The sequence below is a fragment of the Pseudomonas antarctica genome, assembly GCF_001647715.1.
GTDB classification, from domain to species: Bacteria; Pseudomonadota; Gammaproteobacteria; order Pseudomonadales; family Pseudomonadaceae; genus Aquipseudomonas; species Aquipseudomonas antarctica_A.
On sequence record NZ_CP015600.1, the window covers coordinates 3964862 to 3984425 of the forward strand.

Here is a 19564-nt window from a genome sequence, read left to right on the forward strand (position 1 = left end):
ACAATAAACAGTTTGTAGTAATCCATCAAATGACATAAATACGATTCGTATTAATATCAGGTGCAGGTTTTCGACATTCACTCAGAGTACCCGCCCTCATGACGACCAGCCCAAATCACCAGCCTGACGCGGCTGAAACCGACGAACTGTTGCTCATGTGCAACAGCGGCGCCGCCAAGCGCGCACTCGACTATTACTTGAAAGAAGATGTGTCGGCGCCGATCACGGACGCCACGTTTTTCGACATCAAGCCCGGCATCAGCCATGAGGATGCACTGGTGCACGCTTCGGACCTGTTACGCAGTGCGGCAGCAGCAGCCTATGAATCGGCAAGCAGCCGTCAGGGCAATCAGCGGGACCTGGCGTTTTCGGTGGTGTATTTGATTGATATGGCGAAAGCGATGGTGGAGCAGACGCTGCACGTGCCTGCTGCTCAGGCCACCGCGTGACGGGCGCGAAGGAAAAATATTTCTATCGGATGGATAAAAACATTTGACTTGCAAATGATAATGATTACTATTGGACCCAGCTGATCGCGAGATCAGTCGATAGACCAAGGGACCTTAGGTCGGACTCTTGGAATATCTCCTCATCAGGCTAATCACGGTTTTTGACCCGGCTCTTTGGCCGGGTCTTTTTTTTGCCAGTTTCCCTGGCATGGCTTCAGGCTAATGAAGACTGTGTGTTGCTTAATGGTGCGCATGGTAGCAAAAGACCATCCCCAAAACCAAGCCGAACGAACGCTCTAGCCCGGATCTTTGCGAAATAGCGCTTGAGAATCAATCTCATAGATTCTAAGCTGCTGTTGCGTCAAGGATGACGCCCCCTCCCCATGCAACAATTTTGCATCAAGATTTTGCCTGACTCCTGTGTAAGATATCCGCCACAACAATCATACTCAGGCAGCCCAGACTATGACCGTGGCCTTGACCTCCATCAAGATCAGCACCGACTTCGACAGCGGCAACATCCAGGTCCTGGATGCCAGCGACGCTTACCAGCTGTTGCTGGCGATCAAACCCGATACCCGCAGCGCGCATTTCCAATGGTTCCACTTCAAGGCCGAAGGTATGCACGTGGGTCACACCCATACCTTTCGCTTGAGTAACGCCAGCCAGTCCTCCTACAAAAACGCCTGGAGCGGCTACAACGCCGTGGCGTCCTACGACCACATCAACTGGTTCCGCGTGCCCACGCGCTTTGATGGCGAAACGCTGCACATCAGTTTGGAAACCCGCGAGAAACATGCATGGATCGCCTACTTTGAACCCTACAGCCGTAAACGTCATGACTGGCTGATCGGGCAGGCTTTGAACCGCGCCGGCACCCAATTGCTCGCCACCGGCAAAAGTGCAGAAGGTCGCGACATCCAACTGCTGCGCCGCGGCAAAGGTGGCGAGGGCCGGCGTAATGTCTGGATCATCGCCCAGCAACACCCCGGCGAACACATGGCCGAATGGTTCATGGAAGGGATCATCGAGCGACTGCAACAGGACGGTGACACTGAGCTGAAAAAACTCCTGTCTGTCGCCGACCTGTACCTTATTCCGAACATGAACCCTGACGGCGCCTTCCATGGCCACTTGCGCACCAACGCCATGGGCCAGGACCTGAATCGTGCCTGGCAGAACGCCAGCCAGGAGATCAGCCCGGAAGTGCTGTTCGCCCAGCAGCAGATGGAAAAATACGGCGTCGACCTGTTCCTCGATATCCACGGCGACGAGGAAATCCCCTACGTGTTCACCGCCGGCTGCGAAGGCAACCCCGGTTACACCCCGCGTATCGAAGCGTTGGAAAAACACTTCCGCAGCCACTTGAGCGCCCTTACCCGCGACTTCCAGACCACCCACGGTTACACCCGTGATCTGCCGGGCGAGGCCAACATGACGCTGGCCTGTAATGCGGTCGGTGAAAGGTATGACTGCCTGTCACTGACTCTGGAGATGCCCTTCAAGGACAACGACGACGCGCCCAACCCGAAAACCGGCTGGTCAGGTGAACGCTCCAAACAGCTGGGCAAGGACGTATTGAGCACCGTGGCCGAAATCGTCACGGCGCTACGCTAACCGCCCTGCCCCCGGCATCAGTCCTTGGTGCCGGTCATGCTTTGCAGCACGCCGTCGCGACGAATCAGCCCATGGAACAGGGCCGCCGCCAGGTGCAACAGCACCGTCAGGAACAACAGATAGGCGAGATAGCCATGGGCTTTGCGCAACAGCGCAAACAACGGCGCGTTGGCCCCCACCAGCGCCGGCAGTTGCACCGAACTGCTGAGCATTACCGGGTCACCGGCCGCGGAAATCATCGCCCACCCCAGCAGCGGCAACACCAGCATCAATCCGTACAGCACTACGTGCGAGGCCTTGGCGGCCAGCACTTGCCACAATGGCAAATCGGCCGGAAGCGGCGGTTGCCGTGTGGAAAAGCGCACCACCAACCGTACGATCACCAACGCCAAGATCGCGATACCCAGCGGCTTGTGCAGATGAATCAGCCACTCATGGCGCTCCGACACCGACGCGGCCATACCCGCTCCGATAAACAACATGGCGATGACCATCAGTGCCATCAGCCAATGCAGCAGACGGGCCAGCGGCGCGAAAAACCGTGGTTGAACATTCATGGCTTCGACTCCAGGGGGGCGCTGTGCAAGGGGCTGACTTCACCGGCGCGGCGCAGGTACGAACTGGCATAGGCAGCCGAACGTGCTGCCAGCAGCGGGTCGTTGGAGGCTTGGATACCATTGGGCAAAATCAGCGGGTCAAAGTTGATATCGCGGCAATCACCCTCCGCTTGCGGCTGGCTGCTTTGCAGCACCAGAGTGCCGGCGTTGAGCACCTTGTGTTCGCCCACCCAGGGTTTGCTCGCATCGTCCAGCGGGTCACCGGGGTTGGCCAGCGTCATGTTCAACTGCCAGCGCAGCGGGCCCGACGTCAGGCGCTGCACCAGGTCTTTTTCCAGGAAGTCGCTGCCCGAGGGCGCGGTATCACCCGCCGCATCCTGGCTCTGCGGCACTACCCCCCAACGCACCGCCTGGCGCTTGCCGTCGGCGCTCACCAGATAAAACGCATTGATGCCGTTGTAGGTTTCAGTCGCGTAACTCGCCGATGGCTTGGCGGTCTTTACCCATGCCAGGAACGGCGCGGTTTCCGGGTGCGCGGCAAAAAACGCCGGTATACTCGCCGGGTTTGGCTTACCGGTCGCAGGGTCTGGCGCGCCGGCCTTGAGCATCTGGTAGAACGCCTCAGGCGTGCCCACCGGGAACACCGGCATGCTGTTCATCCCCGTGCGCCATTGCTGGCCGTTGGCCTGGCTGAATTGCAGCGCAAAGCTGCGAATCGGCACACTGCTGTCCGGCGCATAGGGGTTGCCGCTGGGCAAGGCAAATCGACCAATCACCGGGGTTTTAGCCGCGCTGAACACCTGCGCACTGGAGTAAGCACGCGCGTCGGCGCTGCTCTCGAAGTAACCGGCCACGCACACGCCTTTGGCATGATTGCGTCGGAAGCCCGGGTGCAAACCGTTATTGGCTTCCAGAGCATTGACCAGGGTTTTGGGGCGCAGGCGCTGTGGGTCAAGCGTGCCGTTGACGTAGGCAAACGCCCCAGCAACAACTGCAACCACAGCACCGATACCGGCGAGCCGCGCGATCAGGCTCGCGGTACTCAAGGGAGGACGGGGCGGTGATGAGTGATCTACCATGAACTGACTCCAGGGCCAGAGGCCTAAGGGTTGAAACATAAGGTCGGAGCATTAAGACGAACGCCGATCAGCTCTATTCCCGGGTTCCGGGTTTATTTTTCGGAACCGGGAATAACCCTCAACGCCGGACGTCTCTCTAGTCCCAGCGTAGCGACCAGCCAGACCCCCATGCATGAACTCGACGAACAGTTACGTGAACTCATCCCCAGAATGCGGCGTTTTGCCGTGTCACTGACGCGTAACGCCAGCAGCGCAGACGATCTGGTGCAGTCGACCCTGGAACGGGCGATCATCAGTTGGGCCGATAAACGCCTCGAAGGCGACCTTCGCGCCTGGCTGTTCTCGATCCTCTACCGGCAGTTCCTCGACACCCACCGCCGCAGTCGGCGCTATGCGCGCATGCTCGAATTCTTCACCGGCCGTGACGACGCACAGCCCTCGGTGGAGCGCACGGTGATGGCCCAATCGACCCTGCAAGCCTTCGACCGACTCAACACCGAACAACGCGCCCTGCTGCTGTGGGTGTCGGTCGAAGGCTTAAGCTACAAGGAAGTTGCCAATATCCTGGAGGTGCCTGTGGGCACCGTCATGTCGCGCCTGTCCCGGGCGCGCCAAGCCTTGCGTCAACTCAGCGATGGCGAAATTGCCAGCCCTTCCCTGCGGATACTCAAATGATCAGCCTGCCCCCCAGCGAACGCGATTTGCATGCCTACGTCGACCACCAACTGTTGGAGAGCGACCGTCGCGTGCTTGAAACCTACTTGGCGGCGCACCCCGACATCGCCGCTCAGGTACAGGCCTGGCAGCAGGATGCGCACCTGCTGCGTGCGTCACTGAGCGGGGCCTTGCAACAACCGGCCAACCCCGACCTGGACCCGGCACTGATTCGCCTACGCATCAAGCATCAGTCCCGTCGCCACTTCGCCACCGCAGCCGTGTTGCTGATCGCCGTCAGCCTCGGCGGCGTGGGGGGATGGCATGCCCGCGAAGCCACTCAACCGCCGATGTTGCCGATGGCCGATGCCATGCAGGCTTACCGCCTGTTTGCCCAGGACGGCATCATGCCCGCCGACTACAAGACGCAGGATGGCGGCACCATGCAGGCGTGGCTGGACCGTTATTTCAACCAGGCGCATCGCCTGCCGGACTTGAGCCAGTCCGGTTTCAAACCGGTGAGCGGGCGCCTGCTCACCACGGACCAAGGCGCGGCAGCCATGGTGCTGTACGAAGACCCGACAGGTCGCCGCATCAGCTTCTATATTCGCCCGCCGGGCCCGGACAACGGCTTCCTGCCCCGTGGCAGCCGCAGCGCCGATGGCTTGCAAGCCGAATACTGGTCCGGCGCCGGGTACAACTATGCGATGGTCAGCCCGGTGGATCAGCCCGCCACGCAGATGTTGAAGTTCTAGAAGCCCACGTCCAGCACCACGTTGTCGAGGTAGGTGCCACCCGGCGGTGTGGCCTGGTCGGTGTAGATTTTCGCGTTGTAGTTGAATACCTGACTGCCGGTGCCCAAGCCGTTGCCCGGGTTGATCTCTGCCGAGGCGCTGGCCCGCCGCGCTGCGCCCACGCTACCCCAGCGGGTGGAGCCCGCTCCCTGGAAAATGTCATAGGCGAGAAAATTACTGCCAGAAACCATCTGCCGACGGCCGCCCACACTGAGCGGGTTCTGCCCATCGCTGAGCCCTACGGTGTAGGCACTGCCCTTGGTGCAGGCAATGCTGGCCTGCCCGGTGACCGTGGCGAAGGCACTGACCACCGGGGCACTGCCGAATGCGATCGGCGGCGTGGTGATCTGGCAGTCATTGACCACGGTCATGCTGACGTTCAGCGTGGTCGTTCCGCTGTTGATCTCGCGGCCCAGGCAGATCCCGCCAATGCCAATGCCCGAGCAATAGTTCCAGTTCCAGAAAATGCTCAGCGTCTCGCTGTACACACCCGCCGCCACGTTGCTGCCAACGGTGGTAGCGAAGTACAGCGGAACGGTTTTTGTGCCGGGCCCAAACACCAGCCCCAGGGACGCGGCAATGCCGCCACTGCCGCCAAAATCGAACGCGGTACCGCGAGTCATCGGAAACGACGCGGTGTTGTTGGCGTAGATGGTATAGCTGATGACATCACCGGTCGGCCCAACTAAACCGCCCTGCGACGAACCGGTAACGGTCGCGTAGAAATGGTCGCTGGAAGCCAATACCGACAGCACCGCCGGGGTACAGCTCAAGCCGGCGTTGGTCGTTGAGCTGGGCTGGGACGTGGTGCGCACAGTCATCGAACTTACCGTCGTGCCAAAGCTGGCCGGCACGGTGGCGACCACCGAACACACGGCCTGCACCTGCGCCGACACACCCAGGCTCGCCAATAGCAGCCACACCAACAGCCATTCCTTGACCCTCACTCGCACTCGCACACTCCTTATGTCATTGGCACACCAGTGGCCCGATCAGCGGCACTTGCTCTTGCGTGGTATCCAGCTCGAACGTTGCCTGGCAGGTCTGGCCGTCGCCCACCGTGACTTGCAAGGTGTTATGGGCCACCAGGTTTTCCAGGTACACCAGGCCGTCCCAACCCACCACCGCCAGTGCACCGCTTTGCTCATGGCGTACCTGGCTGCCCAGGGGCAAATCCTGATGCTGGGCATCGACCAGCGTGATGCTCGCCGCGAGCACCCGACGCACCGGAAACTCAAGCAAGTAGCCGCTGCCCCGGCGCACGGCAACCCGTTGCTCCACATTCGGCACTTGCACGTTGGACGGCAGGTTCAGCGGGTCGATCTCGTATTTGGCGCGGTAGTAGGCACTGGTCCACGGCACCAACAGGTGGCCGTTGCGATCGGTTTCGCCCACGACCTGATTTTCGTAGCGCACCGGCACGCCACCCACGCCATCCGTACTCACCACCACAAACGCATCGTTGACGCGGTTGGCGGCGAACACTTGGTTGTCCATCCACACCAGCGACCCGGTAGCGTCCGCCCAACGGGTTTGCGCGTCGCTGCTGCCATACACACCCGCCTGCAACTGCACCGACTGCAGGCGCCAGGTCAGGTCAGCCTGACGATAGGCCGGCCCATCGCCGCTGGCGTAACCCAGGTTGAAGCCCACGCCACCCTCGGCAGGTACCGCGCGGCTGTAATTGACCCGCTGCTGGCTTTGCCCGGTTTTACTGCGCTCAGTGCCCAGGCTGAGACTGCCGTAGACGTCGAAGGGAACCACCACTTGGGCCTGCACCGCCCAGCTGCTGTCACCGACTTCATGGTTGGCGGACAGGTAAAAACTGCTGTTGCGCCACAGCGGCTTGCTCCAGGTCATGTTCACCAGGCGGGTGCGAGAGTTGTCGGCCGCCTGCACATCAAAATAGCCCACGCCCAGGCTGCCGAACTCGTTGAGGTTAAGGCTCAACGTCGCCTGCTGGCTGCGCTTGCTGAGGCTGGCGTAGGGGGTGTCGATCAGGCTCAGGTCAGCATATTGATCGCGCCGCTCCACGCGCTGATACGACAGGCTGTAATGCTGGTTGCTGTATTGGTAGCCCAGGCTCAGTTGCTGGCCTGTCCCGCCGTCATACTGGCTTTGGCTGATGGCCGTATTGAGCACGCCGAAGTTGCCGACGCGAAGGTTGCCGCCCACACCACCCAGGGTCAGGTCATTGGAGGCTTCGGCGTGGCTTTCCAGGGTAAACGCGTCCGACAGCCCGTAACGAAAGGTGCCGCTGGCCACGCCGGGGCCGTAGCCGAAATCACGCACGGTGTAATCGCGGCGCAGGTTACCGGCCGCCACCGAGAAGTCTGACAAGCCCTTTTGCAACAGGGTACTGGTGACATAGAACGGCACCGTGGTCGAGACCTGCCGACCCAGCGTATCGGTGGTGACCACCACCGCCTCCCCGGCGCCGTTGATAAACGGCACGTTGGTGAGGGTGTAGGGGCCAGGCTGCAGATCGGCGCTGCTGGACTTATAACCATTGATAAACAAGTCCACCGACGACGGCACAGCCGCCTCCCCGGCAAACTGCGGCAAGGGGTAGGTGACCAGGTCCGGGCGCACTGCAAAGTCCCGCGACACTTGCACCCCGCCCAGGCGCACCGAGGTGCTCCAGGGCAAGGCACCGCTGATGACGTCGCCCGCTTCATAGGTCAACAGGCGTTCATCGTCGGAGAATCGCCAGGTAGTGTCATAACGCCGATAGCCATTGTCCAGACTGCTGCCAACGGTCTCCCGGCCAATAGTGGTGCGGTACTGGCCGGTATTGGACAAGGTGCCCCAGGTATCGAACAGCCTGACTTCGTTGAAGATGCCGAGATAGGTGCCCGCGTCATCCGTATCGTTGAGGTAGGCGTCGTAGTTGAGCAACGCCCCGAAACTGGTCAGCGCCTGGGTACGCGGGTAATTGTCACGACTGCCGATAAACTGCTCCGGCAACCAGGCAGGCGGCACCGTGAGCATCAGGCGCTGGCCCTGGCTGTCGTAATCGGTGTGCAGGCCTGGCAGATTTTCCAGCGCCACCTCGGCGGGGACCTCACCCGGCAGTTTCATGCCGACTTCCTGCAACACCGACGCCGGCAAAAACAGCTGCCCGGCGCGCTGATTGACGGCGACCACGCGGCCGGTGTCCCTCTGGTTGACCACCAGTTCCAGGAATAACTGTGCATCGGCAACAGCCTCCATACTGCTGGGAGGGGGCGGCAACGGCGCGGCGGCGCCCGGCGGCGCAAGCACCAGCCCGCAGAGGCCACTCACCACCCACACCGATCGCCATAGACATCGAGCCCGATCGTGGCTCACCAAGGCTTTGTGTCCATCAATGGACGTCTCCATCCGTTAACATCAAGGGCTATTCCGTGCCCTACCACACTGCTTTACCGCCCCGGCGCAAGGCTCTCCAATTGCGTTGCACCATTGACTCGTACCTGCAGCGGCTGATCGGCCGGCAGTCCATCCGGCACTGGCCAGCGCATGGTCGCACCCGGCAGTACATACCCCATCAAGCCTTCCACCAGCGGACGAGGTTGGCCGCCCTGCTTGAATGTGGCATCGGTCAAGCGCGCGTGAACGGCGCCCTGGTTGCGCATTTCGACGTAGTTGCGCCCGCCCACCGTGACTTTCTTCCAGCTCAAGTCAGGTTTGCCGGCGCTCTTGGGGTCGCGATCGCGCGTACCGTCAACCTTGCTCCAAAGGCCTGGGCCATAGGCGAACAAGGGCACCGAATAACGCATCTGGAAGCGGATCGCGGCGGCGGTCTTGCCATCCGCAGGGGCCGGCGCAGGGGTGGCCGAGGGGATCTCATCGATGATGATGCGATAGGCCAGCTCCTGGCCCGGTGGCACTTGTTTGGTACGGGTCAAGCGCACCAATTGCTTCTGGCCCGGTTCGATTTTCGCCACCGGCGGGCTGCCGATCACGTCGCGCTGGTTCTGGTACTGCTCATCGAAGCCGCTCTGGGACCAGGCAAACACGCGGATTTGCAGGTTGGCGGTCTCCGTGCCGCGATTTTCCAGCCACAGTGCGCTGGCCTGTTGATCAGCCTCCAACACCGGATCAATCGGCCAGATCAGCACCGAACTGGCCGCCTGGGCCTGCCCCGCCGCTAACGCCAACAACCCGCTCAAACCTGCTGCCCACCAGTGCCGGGAAGCTGAATACATAGGTCTTACTCCTCATTGCCAATCGCTTTACCACGACAGTTGCACCTGCAACGTGTCGCTGTACGTCCCCCCAGGCTGATTACCCGGTAACTGCACTCGCCCATAAATTGGCAAGGTGATACTCGCGGCATTGCTGTAGGCCACGCTGACGCTTTGGCTGATCCCAAGGCTCTGGCTGAAGGCCGCGTCCCGAAACAGCTGATAGGCCACCTGAGCACTGCCGCTAGTGAGCTGCATGCGGCGCCCGCTGTTGTTATGCAAACCGCCATCAACCGTCATGCTCAGCGCAACCCCCGGCGTACATTGCAGGGTCACGCCGCCGGTCAGCGCGACGGACGCCGTGCTGGTTGCCAGTGCCGAATACGTGCCGAACGCCAGGCTGCCGTAATTAGTGCCGCCCCCGACCACCAGGCAGCCGGGGGTGATGGTCGCGCTGACCTGGAACGACTGGCTCGTCACCGCCTGCAGCGACACCGGCATTCCCCAGCCTATGCACACCACCACCGCCCACGCTGCCCGGCTCATGGCACTCAGAACGTCAGGGTCACGTTAACCGTGTCGGTGTAAGTACCGGCTGGCAGTCCCGCCTTACCATTGGCCTTGCCGTAAATGTTCACGGCTTGAGCCACACCGGTACTGGGCGCCAGGTTGATCACCCCACCGATTGCCAGCAAATTCGAATGACCACTGTCGGTGTAGAGATCGTAGGGCACGTAGTTGGCGACGCCGTCATACAGGGCCCGCGCGCCGCCTGTGGACTTGCCGTCATTGGCACCGGCAGACACCGTCAACGTCGGCGAGGTACCTGCCGAGCACAGAATCGACAACGCCCCACCACCTCCGCCCAACACCTGGCCGTCGGCTTCGGTGAACAGGCTATTGGCCGTACCGAAGTTCAAGTTACCGAAGCTCATCCCGCCGGTCGCCGCCGCGCCATTGACCTGGCAACTGCTGGTCAGCACCAGGGTCGCGCTCACGGTGCCGGCCACGGTGGCCGCCTGCGCGCCCGACACCCACACCAGCGCGATCAATGGAAAAACTGCTTTCGATACGAGTGCATGCATGATGTTCATCCTCATGATTTACCAATCCAGAGTCACCGTCAGGGTGTCTGTGTAGATGCCGGCCGGTAGGGCCCTGGTATTCGCCACCACCGAGCCGAATACCGGGATCGGTACTTGCGTGCCCTTGGTCACGACGAAATTGCGTTGTTGGCCGATGCTGTAGGCGCTTTGGCCCCGCGCATCAGCGGACAGCCGATATGCAATGGTCTGGCGCCCGTTGCTCAGGCGTCGCGTGGTGCCGTCACCGTGGGCGCCACCGTCAATCGTCACCGTGAAGCTGCTGACCACCGACGGGTTGCACGACACCGACAGCGGCGCACTGGCGCCGTCAGTCACAGCGGCGCCCAACGGGTTGCTCCACGTCGGGCCCTGGCTGCCGAAGTCGAGCAATGCGCCGCCGCCCGAAGGGCTGACCGGTGCGCTCTCAATGCCTTTGCTCACCTGGCAACTGGCAGTGATCACCAGGCGTGCGTGGATCTGCCCGCTGACAGCCGCCTGGACGTCGTCGGCCAGCAGCAACAGGCCGCCCATCGCCACAAGGGCCCAGCCCCGGCTTACCATGTGACCGTGACCTTGAGCAGGTCGGTGTAGCGACCGACGGCAGGAATGTCCTTGAGCGATTCAATGCGGCCATACAACGGCAGATCGACGCTGCCGGAATCCGGCACGCGGCCGCTCAGTGGCTCATTCACGGGCAAGGGGATACGCCGCGCGGCGTCGGCGTAGAGACGATAGGGAATGGGTTGGGTGGAAGACGTGGCGCTGGTCAGGTAGCGCACTTCGCCGGTGCCGCCATGCAGGCCACCATCCACGCGCACTTGATAAGGTGTATCAGGGTTGCATTCAAGACGCGGCTGGCGCTGGCTGATCAGGGCCGCACTCAGGGGACCGGCCGGGTCGTCTAGACGCGGGCCGCTGCCGAAATCCAGTACGCCAAGTTGCTCGATGCCAGCACTGCGGGTGGTTCCCACCAGCTGGCAACCTCGCTGCACGTCGATGCGCACCTCAACCTGAAGTTGCGCAGCGTACAACGTGTTACAGAGCATGGCGCCCATTACTGCCAATACTGCTCGTCCCTTCACAGCCCCAATTCCTTATACAGGGGTGACAACTGTGTATGAGATTAGTCATTTAACGATAAACCGCCAGTTCGCTCAGGTTTACCCGCCCGCCATGCTTTTTCGAGATAGCTGGCGGCGCCGTTCTCTATTGGTCAAATCACGGCGGGCGCCCTAAAGTAAGGGACCACAGAAATACAGAGTGAACCGCATTGGCTGTGCTTTCCTTGATTCAGCGTCTGCTCGGTAAAAAAACAGATACCCCGAACGCGTCCCCGATCCCGAGGTTTTTTCAGAAAAAGGCCGAGCAGCAGGGCTATATCCTCAGTGCCGGCCAAACCCGGGCAATCACCGCCCTCGCCCGCGAGACCCAGCACCTGCTTGCCGGGCAGCCCACCCGTAGCCTTTACCTGTATGGCCCCGTGGGGCGTGGCAAAAGCTGGCTGCTGGATGGCTTTTTCCAGGCGCTGCCGATTGCCGAAAAACAGCGCGTGCACTTCCACACTTTTTTTGCCCGCCTGCACCGGGGCATGTTCAAGCACCGTGAGCATGACGACGCCCTGGCCGCCACCCTGAATGAGCTGCTGGCGGGTTGCCGGGTGTTGTGTTTCGACGAATTCCACGTCCACGACATCGGCGATGCCATGCTCATCAGTCGGTTGTTCAAGGCCTTGTTCCAGCGCGGCGTGCTGGTGCTGGTGACCTCCAACTATGCGCCCGAAGGGTTGCTGCCCAATCCGCTGTACCACGAGCGGTTCAAGCCGGTAATTGACCTGATCGCGGCGCGTATGGAGGTGCTGGAAGTCAGTTCACCCCAGGACTTTCGCAGCCTGCCCCAGGCCCATGCCGAGCAGCGTTTTACCGGCGGCCAGTATGTATGGCCGGGTACCGTCGCCCAGCGTGAAGCGCTCGGGCTGCCCGCCACACAGGGCCCGGCACACGCCCTGAGGGTCGGCAACCGGCAGCTCGTGTGCCGCAGCCATCAGGCGCGCACTATCGTGTTCACCTTCAACGACCTGTGCGAACAGCTCACGGCGGTCATGGACTACCTGCTGCTATGCGCGGACTTCGACCACTGGGTTATCGATGGCCTGCCGCAACTGGCAGAGTGTCCAATTGCTGTGCAGCAGCGTTTTATCAACCTGGTAGACGTGCTCTACGACCAGGACAAACGCCTGACCCTGATCGGCCAACAGCCGTTGACCGAATCTCTGGAAGGCCAGGCCATCGACCTCGCCCGCACCGCCAGCCGCCTGAACCAATTGCAAACCGTCTGCCCGCAACGTGCGCCCGACCCGGTATCATGAGCGCCTTTTACACCCTATTGCCGAGTGACCGCGCCGTTCATGAATACCCTCGACCAACTCAAGACTGGCCAATTGGCCGGTACCAAGCGCCTGGACCTGGCCTGCGGGCTGACCGAATTCCCGCAAGAAATCTTCGAGCTGGCCGACACCCTGGAAATCCTCAACCTCACGGGTAACGCCCTGAGCAGCCTGCCGGACGACCTGCATCGCCTGTCGCACTTGCGGGTGCTGTTCTGCTCGGACAACGCCTTTACCGAACTGCCCGAATGCCTGGGCCAGTGCGCCAAGTTGAGCATGATCGGCTTCAAGGCCAACCAGATCAGCCATGTACCCGCCGCCGCGCTGCCGCCGCAATTGCGCTGGCTGATCCTCACCGACAACTGCATCAGCCAACTTCCCAGCGAATTGGGCGAGCGGCCGTTGCTGCAAAAACTGATGCTGGCCGGCAACCATCTGGCGCACCTGCCGGAGAGCCTGGCCAACTGCAAAAACCTGGAGCTGATACGCATCGCTTCCAACCGTCTGACCCAACTGCCGGAATGGCTGCTGACGCTGCCAAGCCTGACGTGGCTGGCCTATGCCGGTAACCCGGTGGAAATGGCGGTGGACGTGGCCGCTGATGACGTGACGCCGAACATTCCCTGGTCAGAACTGGACCTGGGCGAAGTGCTGGGCGAAGGCGCCTCGGGGATCATTCGCAAAGCGTTGTGGAAGCCGCAAGCCTTGCCTGTCGCGGTAAAACTGTACAAAGGCACGATCACCAGCGACGGTTCACCGCTGCATGAAATGCAGGCCTGCATCGCTGCCGGGTTGCACCCCAACCTGATCAAGGTAGAAGGCCGCATCAAAGGTCACCCTGATAATCAAGCCGCGCTGGTCATGGACCTGATCGACCCGAGCTACCGCAACCTCGCGGCATTGCCGAGCCTGGCGTCCTGCACGCGCGATATCTACGAGCCCACGACTCGCTTCAGCGTCGATGTGGCCTTGCGCATGGCGCGTGGCATCGCCTCGGTGGCGGCGCACTTGCACCGGCACGGCATCACCCATGGCGATTTGTACGGCCACAATATTCTGTGGAATGCAGCAGGCGATTGCTTGCTCGGGGACTTTGGCGCGGCGTCGTTCCATGCCACGGCGGACACCCTGGAAACCAGGGCATTGCAGCGCATCGAAGTGCGCGCGTTTGGGGTGTTGCTTGGGGAGTTGTTGGAGCGGATCGAGACTGAGTTCAACGACGAGGGACTGGTAGAACTGCAGAAACGATGCTGCCAACCGGATGTGTTAGCGCGACCGGGCTTCGAAGAAATCGAAGCGCTGCTGAGGTCTCTGCCAAACCACTAAACCAATGTGGGAGCGGGCTTGCTCGCGAATGCGGCGTGTCAGTCAGCTGATCTGGCGACTGACACACTGCATTCGCGAGCAAGCCTGCTCCCACATTTTTACTGCATGTATTCAGCTACAAATCAGCCGGCCAGGCCGACGAACATATCCTGCACGTCATCGTGGTTGTCCAGGCCTTCCAGGAAGGCTTCGACTTCGGCCATCTGCTCATCGGTCAACCCGCTCACCGGGTTCTTCGAGATATAGCCCAGCTTGGCCGACAGCACGGTGAAACCCTGCTCCGGCAGCGCTTTTTGCACGGCATCGAGGTCGGTGGTTTCGGTGATGAACAAGGTGGTGCCTTCTTCTTCGCCGTCTTCAAAGTCCTGGGCGCCCGCTTCAATGGCGGCCATTTCCGGATCAGCGTCAGGGCTGTCCGGCGACGCCTCGATCAGGCCCACATGGTTGAAGTCCCACGCCACAGAGCCGGATGCGCCCAATTGGCCCTTGCGGAACGCTACACGGATTTCCGCCACGGTACGGTTGATGTTGTCGGTCACGCATTCGACGATCAGCGGCACCTGGTGCGGAGCGAAACCCTCGTACGTCACGCGGTGGTACTGCACGGTTTCACCCAGCAGGCCGGCGCCTTTCTTGATGGCGCGCTCCAGGGTTTCCTTGGGCATCGAGGCTTTTTTGGCCTGCTCCACCACCAGACGCAAGTGGGCGTTGGTCGCGGTGTCGGCACCGTTGCGGGCGGCGATGGTGATTTCTTTCACCAGCTTGCCGAAAATCTTGCCCTTGGCATTGGATGCCGCTTCTTTATGTTTGACTTTCCACTGTGCGCCCATGACTCACTCTCTTCCTGTCCATCGCGCCGAGACGTCTACTGGCCGGCGCTTTGGGGGCAGAGTTTATAGCGCAAAAACCCATCGTTCCACCAAAAAACCGTCAAGACGCCAACTCGAAAAACGCCTGGATCAGGCGCAATGAGCGGCGTCGCTCCAGGCAACCGAGCATGTGCCGGTTCACCAGCCCCTCGCCCTGCAAGGGAATGGCATGCACCCGCGGGTCACGGCTGACCTCCATCGACGACACCACCCCCACCCCCAGTTCAGCGGCGACGGCTTCGGTGACGGCCTCGCGGCTGTCCAGTTCCAGCAACACCCTGGGCTGCACAGCGGCGATCGCGCAAGCGCTGTCGAAAGTGCGACGGGTGATGGAGCTGGGCTCGCGCAGCACCATGATCACGTCGTGCAATTGCTCCAGGCGAATGCCTGCCGGGTCGGTCAGCCAAGGGTGCCCGGCCGGTACCAAGGCGCAGATCCGCGATTCATCAAGGGGCTGCAGATGCAAGCCACTGCGCGGCTCCACCTCGGTGAGCACCGCCACATCGGCATGCTCCGACAGCAGCGCCGCCAGGGTTTCCTGGGCATTGCCCAGACGCAGGTTGACGGTAATGCCTGGGTAGCGTGCGCGCAGCCGCGCGATCATCGGCATCACCAGGTGTGGGCCGTCCGCCGCGACTTCCAGGCGCCCGGCGAGCAATTGCCGATTGGCCTCCAGCAGGGTCTGTGCCTCGTCCACCAGGCCGAAGATCGCCCGGGTGATCGCCGCCAGGCGTGTGCCTTCCTCGGTCAATTCCACCCGGCGTGCCGTACGGCGCAACAGCGGGATCTGGTAGTGCTCTTCCAGCGCCTTGATATGCCCGGTCACCGCCGGCTGGCTGATGAATAGCCGCGCCGCCGCCCGGGTAAAACTGCCCTCACGGGCCACGGCATCGAATGCGCGCAGTTGGAACAAATTCATAGCTATCGGCCTCACTGATAGCTCGCATAACAACAAACAATTTGATTGATGACAAGCCAAACTGCAATTTAGGCGCCTTAGAGTCAACCCAATGCCCGCGAGGACCTCAGATGACCAGCACCGCGCCGATCCTGCTCACACCCGGCCCACTGACCACGTCCGCCCGCACGCGCCAGGCGATGATGGTGGATTGGGGTTCATGGGACGAGCGCTTCAACCAACTCACCGCCAGTGTGTGCGAGCAACTGCTGGCGATCCTCAACGCCAGCCACAGCCATGACTGTGTGCCGTTGCAAGGCAGCGGCACCTTCGCGGTCGAAGCCGCCATCGGCACGCTGGTCCCGCGTGATGGCAAGGTACTGGTGCTGATCAACGGCGCCTACGGCAAGCGCCTGGCCAGGATTTGCGAAGTGCTCGGCCGCGATTTCAGCACCTTCGAAACCGCCGAAGATGCACCCACCGCCGCCGCCGATGTGGACCGCCTGCTGCAAGCCGACCCGGCCATTTCCCATGTAGCGCTGATCCACTGTGAAACCAGCACCGGCATTCTCAACCCGCTGCCGCAGATCGCCGACGTGGTTAAAAACCACGGCAAGCGCCTGATCATCGACGCCATGAGTTCCTTCGGCGCGCTGCCGATCGATGCCCGCGAGGTGCGGTTCGACGCGCTGATCGCAGCGTCAGGTAAATGCCTGGAAGGCGTGCCAGGCATGGGTTTTGTGTTCGCCGATAAACAGGCGCTGGCCGCCGCCCAAGGCAACTGCCACTCCCTGGCGATGGACCTGTTCGACCAACACAGCTACATGGCCAAGACCGGCCAATGGCGTTTCACGCCACCGACCCATGTGGTCGCGGCCCTGCACGAAGCCCTGCTGCAATACGTTGAGGAAGGCGGCCTGCCCGCGCGCCATCAACGTTACGCCCGTAACTGCCAGGCATTGCTCGACGGCATGGCCGAACTTGGCCTGCGCAGTTTCCTGCCCACGGCGATCCAGGCCCCGATCATCGTCACCTTCCATGCCCCACAAGACCCGCGTTACCAGTTCAAGGCGTTCTACGAGCGGGTCAAGGCCAAGGGTTTCATCCTGTATCCCGGCAAATTGACCGAAGTAGACACCTTTCGCGTGGGCTGCATCGGCCATGTCGACACGGCCGAGATGCGCGCCGCCGTCGCGGCCATCGCCCAGGCACTGCACGCCATGCACATCAACCTTTCATCTTTTGGATCTCAGCTATGAACTATCAAAACCCCACCACCTTGCAGGCCGTGATCCTCGACTGGGCCGGCACTGTGGTCGACTTCGGCTCCTTCGCCCCCACGCAGATCTTTGTCGAAGCCTTCGCCGAGTTCGACGTGCAAGTCTCCATCGACGAAGCCCGCGGCCCGATGGGCATGGGCAAGTGGGACCATATCCGCACACTCTGCGACCAGCCGCAGGTAGCCGAGCGTTACCGCAAGGCCTTCGGCCGCACGCCGACGGATGACGACGTCACTGCCATTTACCAACGCTTCATGCCGCTGCAGATCGAGAAGATCGCCGAGCACTCGGCCCTCATCCCCGGCGCCCTCGACACCCTCGCCCGGCTGCGCGTTCAAGGCATCAAGATCGGCTCCTGCTCCGGCTACCCCAAGCAAGTCATGGACAAGGTGGTCGCCCTGGCCGCTATCAATGGCTACATCGCCGACCACGTGGTTGCCACCGACGAAGTGCCCAACGGCCGTCCGTGGCCGGCCCAGGCCCTGGCCAACGTGATCGCCCTGGGTATTGACGATGTGGCGGCGTGCGTGAAGGTCGATGACACCGTGCCGGGCATCCTCGAAGGACGCCGCGCCGGAATGTGGACCGTGGCCCTGACCTGCTCGGGCAATGCCCTGGGCCTGAACTACGAACAGTTTCGTGCGCTGGACCAGGACACCCTGGCCAGCGAGCGCAAGCGTATCGAGGCGATGTTCAAAGGCTCGCGCCCGCATTACCTGATCGACACCATTACCGACCTGCCGGCGGTGATTAGCGACATCAACCAGCGCCTGGCCCGCGGTGAAATGCCGCAAAGCCACTGATAGAGGTCAATACAACGGCATTCGCACCGGGCAAACCCGCCAAAACAGGCTTACAGTAATAGGACTCCGTCGCCAAAGAACGGAGGTTTGCCCTGATGAGTGAGGAAGAAAGCGATGCCGTGGAAAAATTCCGATACGCGCTACAGCACCATGTCGATTGCACTGCACTGGTTGATGGTGGTGCTGCTGGCGGTGGTTTACGCCTGCATTGAGTTTCGCGGGATCTTTCCCAAAGGCAGTGGCGGGCGGGCGCTGATTGTAGAAATGCACTACATGTTCGGCCTGACGGTGTTTGTGCTGGTCTGGCTGCGCCTGTTTGCCCGTACCTTGGGCGTTGCACCGAAGATCGTGCCGGCACCGCCACAATGGCAATCGTTGCTGGCGACACTGATGCATCTGGCGCTGTACGTATTCATGATCGGCATGCCGATTTTCGGCTGGCTGATCGTGAGTGCCCAGGGCCATTCCGTGATGTTCTACGGGATCGAGTTGCCGCCCTTGATTGGCGAAAACAAAGACCTGTCCAAGCAGATCAAAGAATGGCACGAGCTGGGAGGCACCGTCGGTTATTGGCTGATCGGCCTGCATGCCTTGGCCGGCCTGTACCACCATTACTTCATGCGCGATAACACTGTGTTTCGCATGATGCCCAAGCGCTAACCCTGCATGCTCCGGCGGCCTTGCAGGCCGCCGGTGTGCACGAAGATCAAGCGAGTGGCGGGGGCGAAGCGTCCCGCCTCGATCTGTTGCTTCAATGCCAGCAAGGCCTTGCCGGTGTAAAGCGGCTCCAGCAGCAGGCCGCATGCCTGCTCCGTGGCCTGGATAAAATTGAGCAATAACGGGTCGACCTTGGCGAAACCGCCTCGGCTCGCGTCCAGCAGTTCATAGCCATGCTGCACGATGGCCTGCACATTCTGCGCAACCCCGTGATCATCCGGTACCGCCAAGGCACCGAACACCGGATGCACGCCCGCCTCTGCCAGCGCCAACCCGGCCAGTGTGGTGCCGGTGCCCGCCGCCAACCACCATGCGTCGTAATCAGCCCAACCGAGCGTGTTCAGTTGTTCGCGCGCCTGCTCGACCAACACCCCGCAACCCATTGCACCGGCCCGTCCGCCGCCGCCCTCGGGCACGGGATAGAGATGGGGATATTGTTCACGCCACGGCAGCCAGAAACCGGCGTCATGACGCGCGCGATAACCGCCGTAACCCAGCCAGTGCAGCTGCATGCCGAAGGCTTTCAGATCAAGGATGGTGGGGGTGTCTTGAGGATGGCCGCGCAACAGGCCGACGGTGGGGAAATCAAACCGCTTGCCGGCCGCCGCCAGCGCGTGCAGATGGTTGGAATGAGCGCCACCCAGGCTGATGAGTCCAGCGGCACCGGCCTGTTGCGCGTCGGCCAGATGTTGAGTGAGCTTGAACCACTTGTTGCCGCTGATAAGTGGGTCGATACGGTCCAGCCGCAGCACGGCCAACTCGACCCCGTTCAGCCAATCCAGCAGCAAGGGTTCAAGTGGAGCGCGAGGAAGCCAGTCGAAAGGACCCATTAGCAAGCATCTGAATAAAAAACGGGGCGGTAGTCTAGCACCGCCCCCTTGCGT

21 protein-coding genes are annotated in these 19564 nt (G+C 61.6%); 9 read left to right on the plus strand and 12 right to left on the minus strand.

The window, feature by feature from the left end:
- Window positions 1-98 precede the first annotated feature (98 nt).
- Together A7J50_RS17705 and A7J50_RS17710 are read left to right on the plus strand one after the other, a co-directional pair.
- On the plus strand, window positions 99-449 hold the full coding sequence (locus A7J50_RS17705; RefSeq protein WP_064452981.1) for a DUF6124 family protein: 351 nt from the start codon (window positions 99-101) through the stop codon (window positions 447-449).
- Between the two features lie 465 nt (window positions 450-914).
- Window positions 915-2066, plus strand: coding sequence for a M14 family metallopeptidase (locus A7J50_RS17710; protein WP_064452982.1), 1152 nt, complete (start codon window positions 915-917; stop codon window positions 2064-2066).
- A gap of 17 nt (window positions 2067-2083) precedes the next feature.
- Here the strand turns inward: A7J50_RS17710 and A7J50_RS17715 are convergent, their stop codons facing one another.
- Together A7J50_RS17715 and A7J50_RS17720 are read right to left on the minus strand one after the other, a co-directional pair.
- The gene (locus A7J50_RS17715) at window positions 2084-2623 is read right to left on the minus strand and encodes a cytochrome b (RefSeq protein ID WP_064452983.1); all 540 of its coding nucleotides are present in this window, start codon (window positions 2621-2623) and stop codon (window positions 2084-2086) included.
- Complete coding sequence (locus A7J50_RS17720; RefSeq protein WP_064452984.1) at window positions 2620-3702, minus strand: catalase family peroxidase; 1083 nt, start codon at window positions 3700-3702, stop codon at window positions 2620-2622. Before A7J50_RS17720 ends, A7J50_RS17715 begins: the two co-directional genes overlap by 4 nt.
- 168 nt (window positions 3703-3870) lie before the next feature.
- On the opposite strand from A7J50_RS17720, the gene A7J50_RS17725 reads away from it, so the two are divergent.
- Both A7J50_RS17725 and A7J50_RS17730 read left to right on the plus strand, forming a co-directional pair.
- On the plus strand, window positions 3871-4377 hold the full coding sequence (locus tag A7J50_RS17725; RefSeq protein WP_064452985.1) for a sigma-70 family RNA polymerase sigma factor: 507 nt from the start codon (window positions 3871-3873) through the stop codon (window positions 4375-4377).
- Window positions 4374-5111 (plus strand): anti-sigma factor family protein, encoded by a 738-nt coding sequence (locus A7J50_RS17730; RefSeq protein ID WP_064452986.1) that lies wholly within the window; start codon window positions 4374-4376, stop codon window positions 5109-5111. The genes A7J50_RS17725 and A7J50_RS17730 overlap by 4 nt, the downstream gene beginning before the upstream one ends.
- Here the strand turns inward: A7J50_RS17730 and A7J50_RS17735 are convergent.
- Genes A7J50_RS17735 through A7J50_RS17765 form a run of 7 tightly spaced genes read right to left on the minus strand, consistent with a single transcriptional unit; the run spans window position 5108 to window position 11450 of the window.
- Window positions 5108-6097, minus strand: a complete 990-nt coding sequence (locus A7J50_RS17735; protein ID WP_156526326.1) for a spore coat U domain-containing protein — start codon at window positions 6095-6097, stop codon at window positions 5108-5110. The genes A7J50_RS17730 and A7J50_RS17735 overlap by 4 nt on opposite strands.
- A gap of 22 nt (window positions 6098-6119) precedes the next feature.
- Window positions 6120-8513, minus strand: coding sequence for a fimbria/pilus outer membrane usher protein (locus A7J50_RS17740; RefSeq protein ID WP_064452988.1), 2394 nt, complete (start codon window positions 8511-8513; stop codon window positions 6120-6122).
- Window positions 8514-8554: 41 nt separating this feature from the next.
- Window positions 8555-9340 (minus strand): molecular chaperone, encoded by a 786-nt coding sequence (locus tag A7J50_RS17745; RefSeq protein ID WP_064452989.1) that lies wholly within the window; start codon window positions 9338-9340, stop codon window positions 8555-8557.
- Window positions 9341-9367: 27 nt separating this feature from the next.
- On the minus strand, window positions 9368-9865 hold the full coding sequence (locus A7J50_RS17750; RefSeq protein ID WP_064452990.1) for a spore coat U domain-containing protein: 498 nt from the start codon (window positions 9863-9865) through the stop codon (window positions 9368-9370).
- A 5-nt stretch (window positions 9866-9870) separates the two neighbouring features.
- A complete protein-coding gene (locus tag A7J50_RS17755; RefSeq protein WP_064454965.1) occupies window positions 9871-10404 on the minus strand; it encodes a spore coat U domain-containing protein in 534 nt (177 codons plus the stop codon).
- An 18-nt stretch (window positions 10405-10422) separates the two neighbouring features.
- The gene (locus A7J50_RS17760; protein ID WP_064452991.1) at window positions 10423-10965 is read right to left on the minus strand and encodes a spore coat U domain-containing protein; all 543 of its coding nucleotides are present in this window, start codon (window positions 10963-10965) and stop codon (window positions 10423-10425) included.
- On the minus strand, window positions 10959-11450 hold the full coding sequence (locus A7J50_RS17765; RefSeq protein WP_208604473.1) for a spore coat U domain-containing protein: 492 nt from the start codon (window positions 11448-11450) through the stop codon (window positions 10959-10961). Before A7J50_RS17765 ends, A7J50_RS17760 begins: the two co-directional genes overlap by 7 nt.
- Before the next feature lie 224 nt (window positions 11451-11674).
- Here A7J50_RS17765 and zapE point away from each other — a divergent pair, with 224 nt between their 5' ends.
- Window positions 11675-12769 (plus strand): cell division protein ZapE, encoded by a 1095-nt coding sequence (zapE, locus tag A7J50_RS17770; RefSeq protein ID WP_064452993.1) that lies wholly within the window; start codon window positions 11675-11677, stop codon window positions 12767-12769.
- A 39-nt stretch (window positions 12770-12808) separates the two neighbouring features.
- A complete protein-coding gene (locus A7J50_RS17775) occupies window positions 12809-14113 on the plus strand; it encodes a protein kinase (protein ID WP_064454966.1) in 1305 nt (434 codons plus the stop codon).
- 122 nt (window positions 14114-14235) lie between these two features.
- On the opposite strand, the gene A7J50_RS17780 is transcribed toward A7J50_RS17775, so the two are convergent.
- Entirely contained in the window at window positions 14236-14943 is a 708-nt protein-coding gene (locus A7J50_RS17780) for a YebC/PmpR family DNA-binding transcriptional regulator (protein WP_064452994.1), read from the minus strand.
- A gap of 100 nt (window positions 14944-15043) precedes the next feature.
- The gene (locus tag A7J50_RS17785; protein ID WP_064452995.1) at window positions 15044-15901 is read right to left on the minus strand and encodes a LysR substrate-binding domain-containing protein; all 858 of its coding nucleotides are present in this window, start codon (window positions 15899-15901) and stop codon (window positions 15044-15046) included.
- A gap of 110 nt (window positions 15902-16011) precedes the next feature.
- Between A7J50_RS17785 and A7J50_RS17790 the strand changes: the two genes are divergently transcribed.
- The 3 genes from A7J50_RS17790 to A7J50_RS17800 all read left to right on the plus strand — a co-directional run bounded on the left by A7J50_RS17790 (window position 16012) and on the right by A7J50_RS17800 (window position 18623).
- Window positions 16012-17139 carry a 2-aminoethylphosphonate--pyruvate transaminase gene (locus tag A7J50_RS17790; RefSeq protein ID WP_064452996.1) on the plus strand — a complete coding sequence of 376 codons (1128 nt, stop codon included), beginning with the start codon at window positions 16012-16014 and terminating at the stop codon, window positions 17137-17139.
- Window positions 17136-17963 (plus strand): phosphonoacetaldehyde hydrolase, encoded by an 828-nt coding sequence (gene phnX / locus A7J50_RS17795; RefSeq protein ID WP_064452997.1) that lies wholly within the window; start codon window positions 17136-17138, stop codon window positions 17961-17963. The genes A7J50_RS17790 and phnX overlap by 4 nt, the downstream gene beginning before the upstream one ends.
- 114 nt (window positions 17964-18077) lie before the next feature.
- Window positions 18078-18623, plus strand: a complete 546-nt coding sequence (locus A7J50_RS17800) for a cytochrome b (protein ID WP_064452998.1) — start codon at window positions 18078-18080, stop codon at window positions 18621-18623.
- On the opposite strand, the gene A7J50_RS17805 is transcribed toward A7J50_RS17800, so the two are convergent.
- Window positions 18620-19510, minus strand: coding sequence for a 1-aminocyclopropane-1-carboxylate deaminase/D-cysteine desulfhydrase (locus A7J50_RS17805; protein ID WP_064452999.1), 891 nt, complete (start codon window positions 19508-19510; stop codon window positions 18620-18622). The two genes, A7J50_RS17800 and A7J50_RS17805, sit on opposite strands and share 4 nt — an antisense overlap.
- Window positions 19511-19564 lie beyond the last annotated feature (54 nt).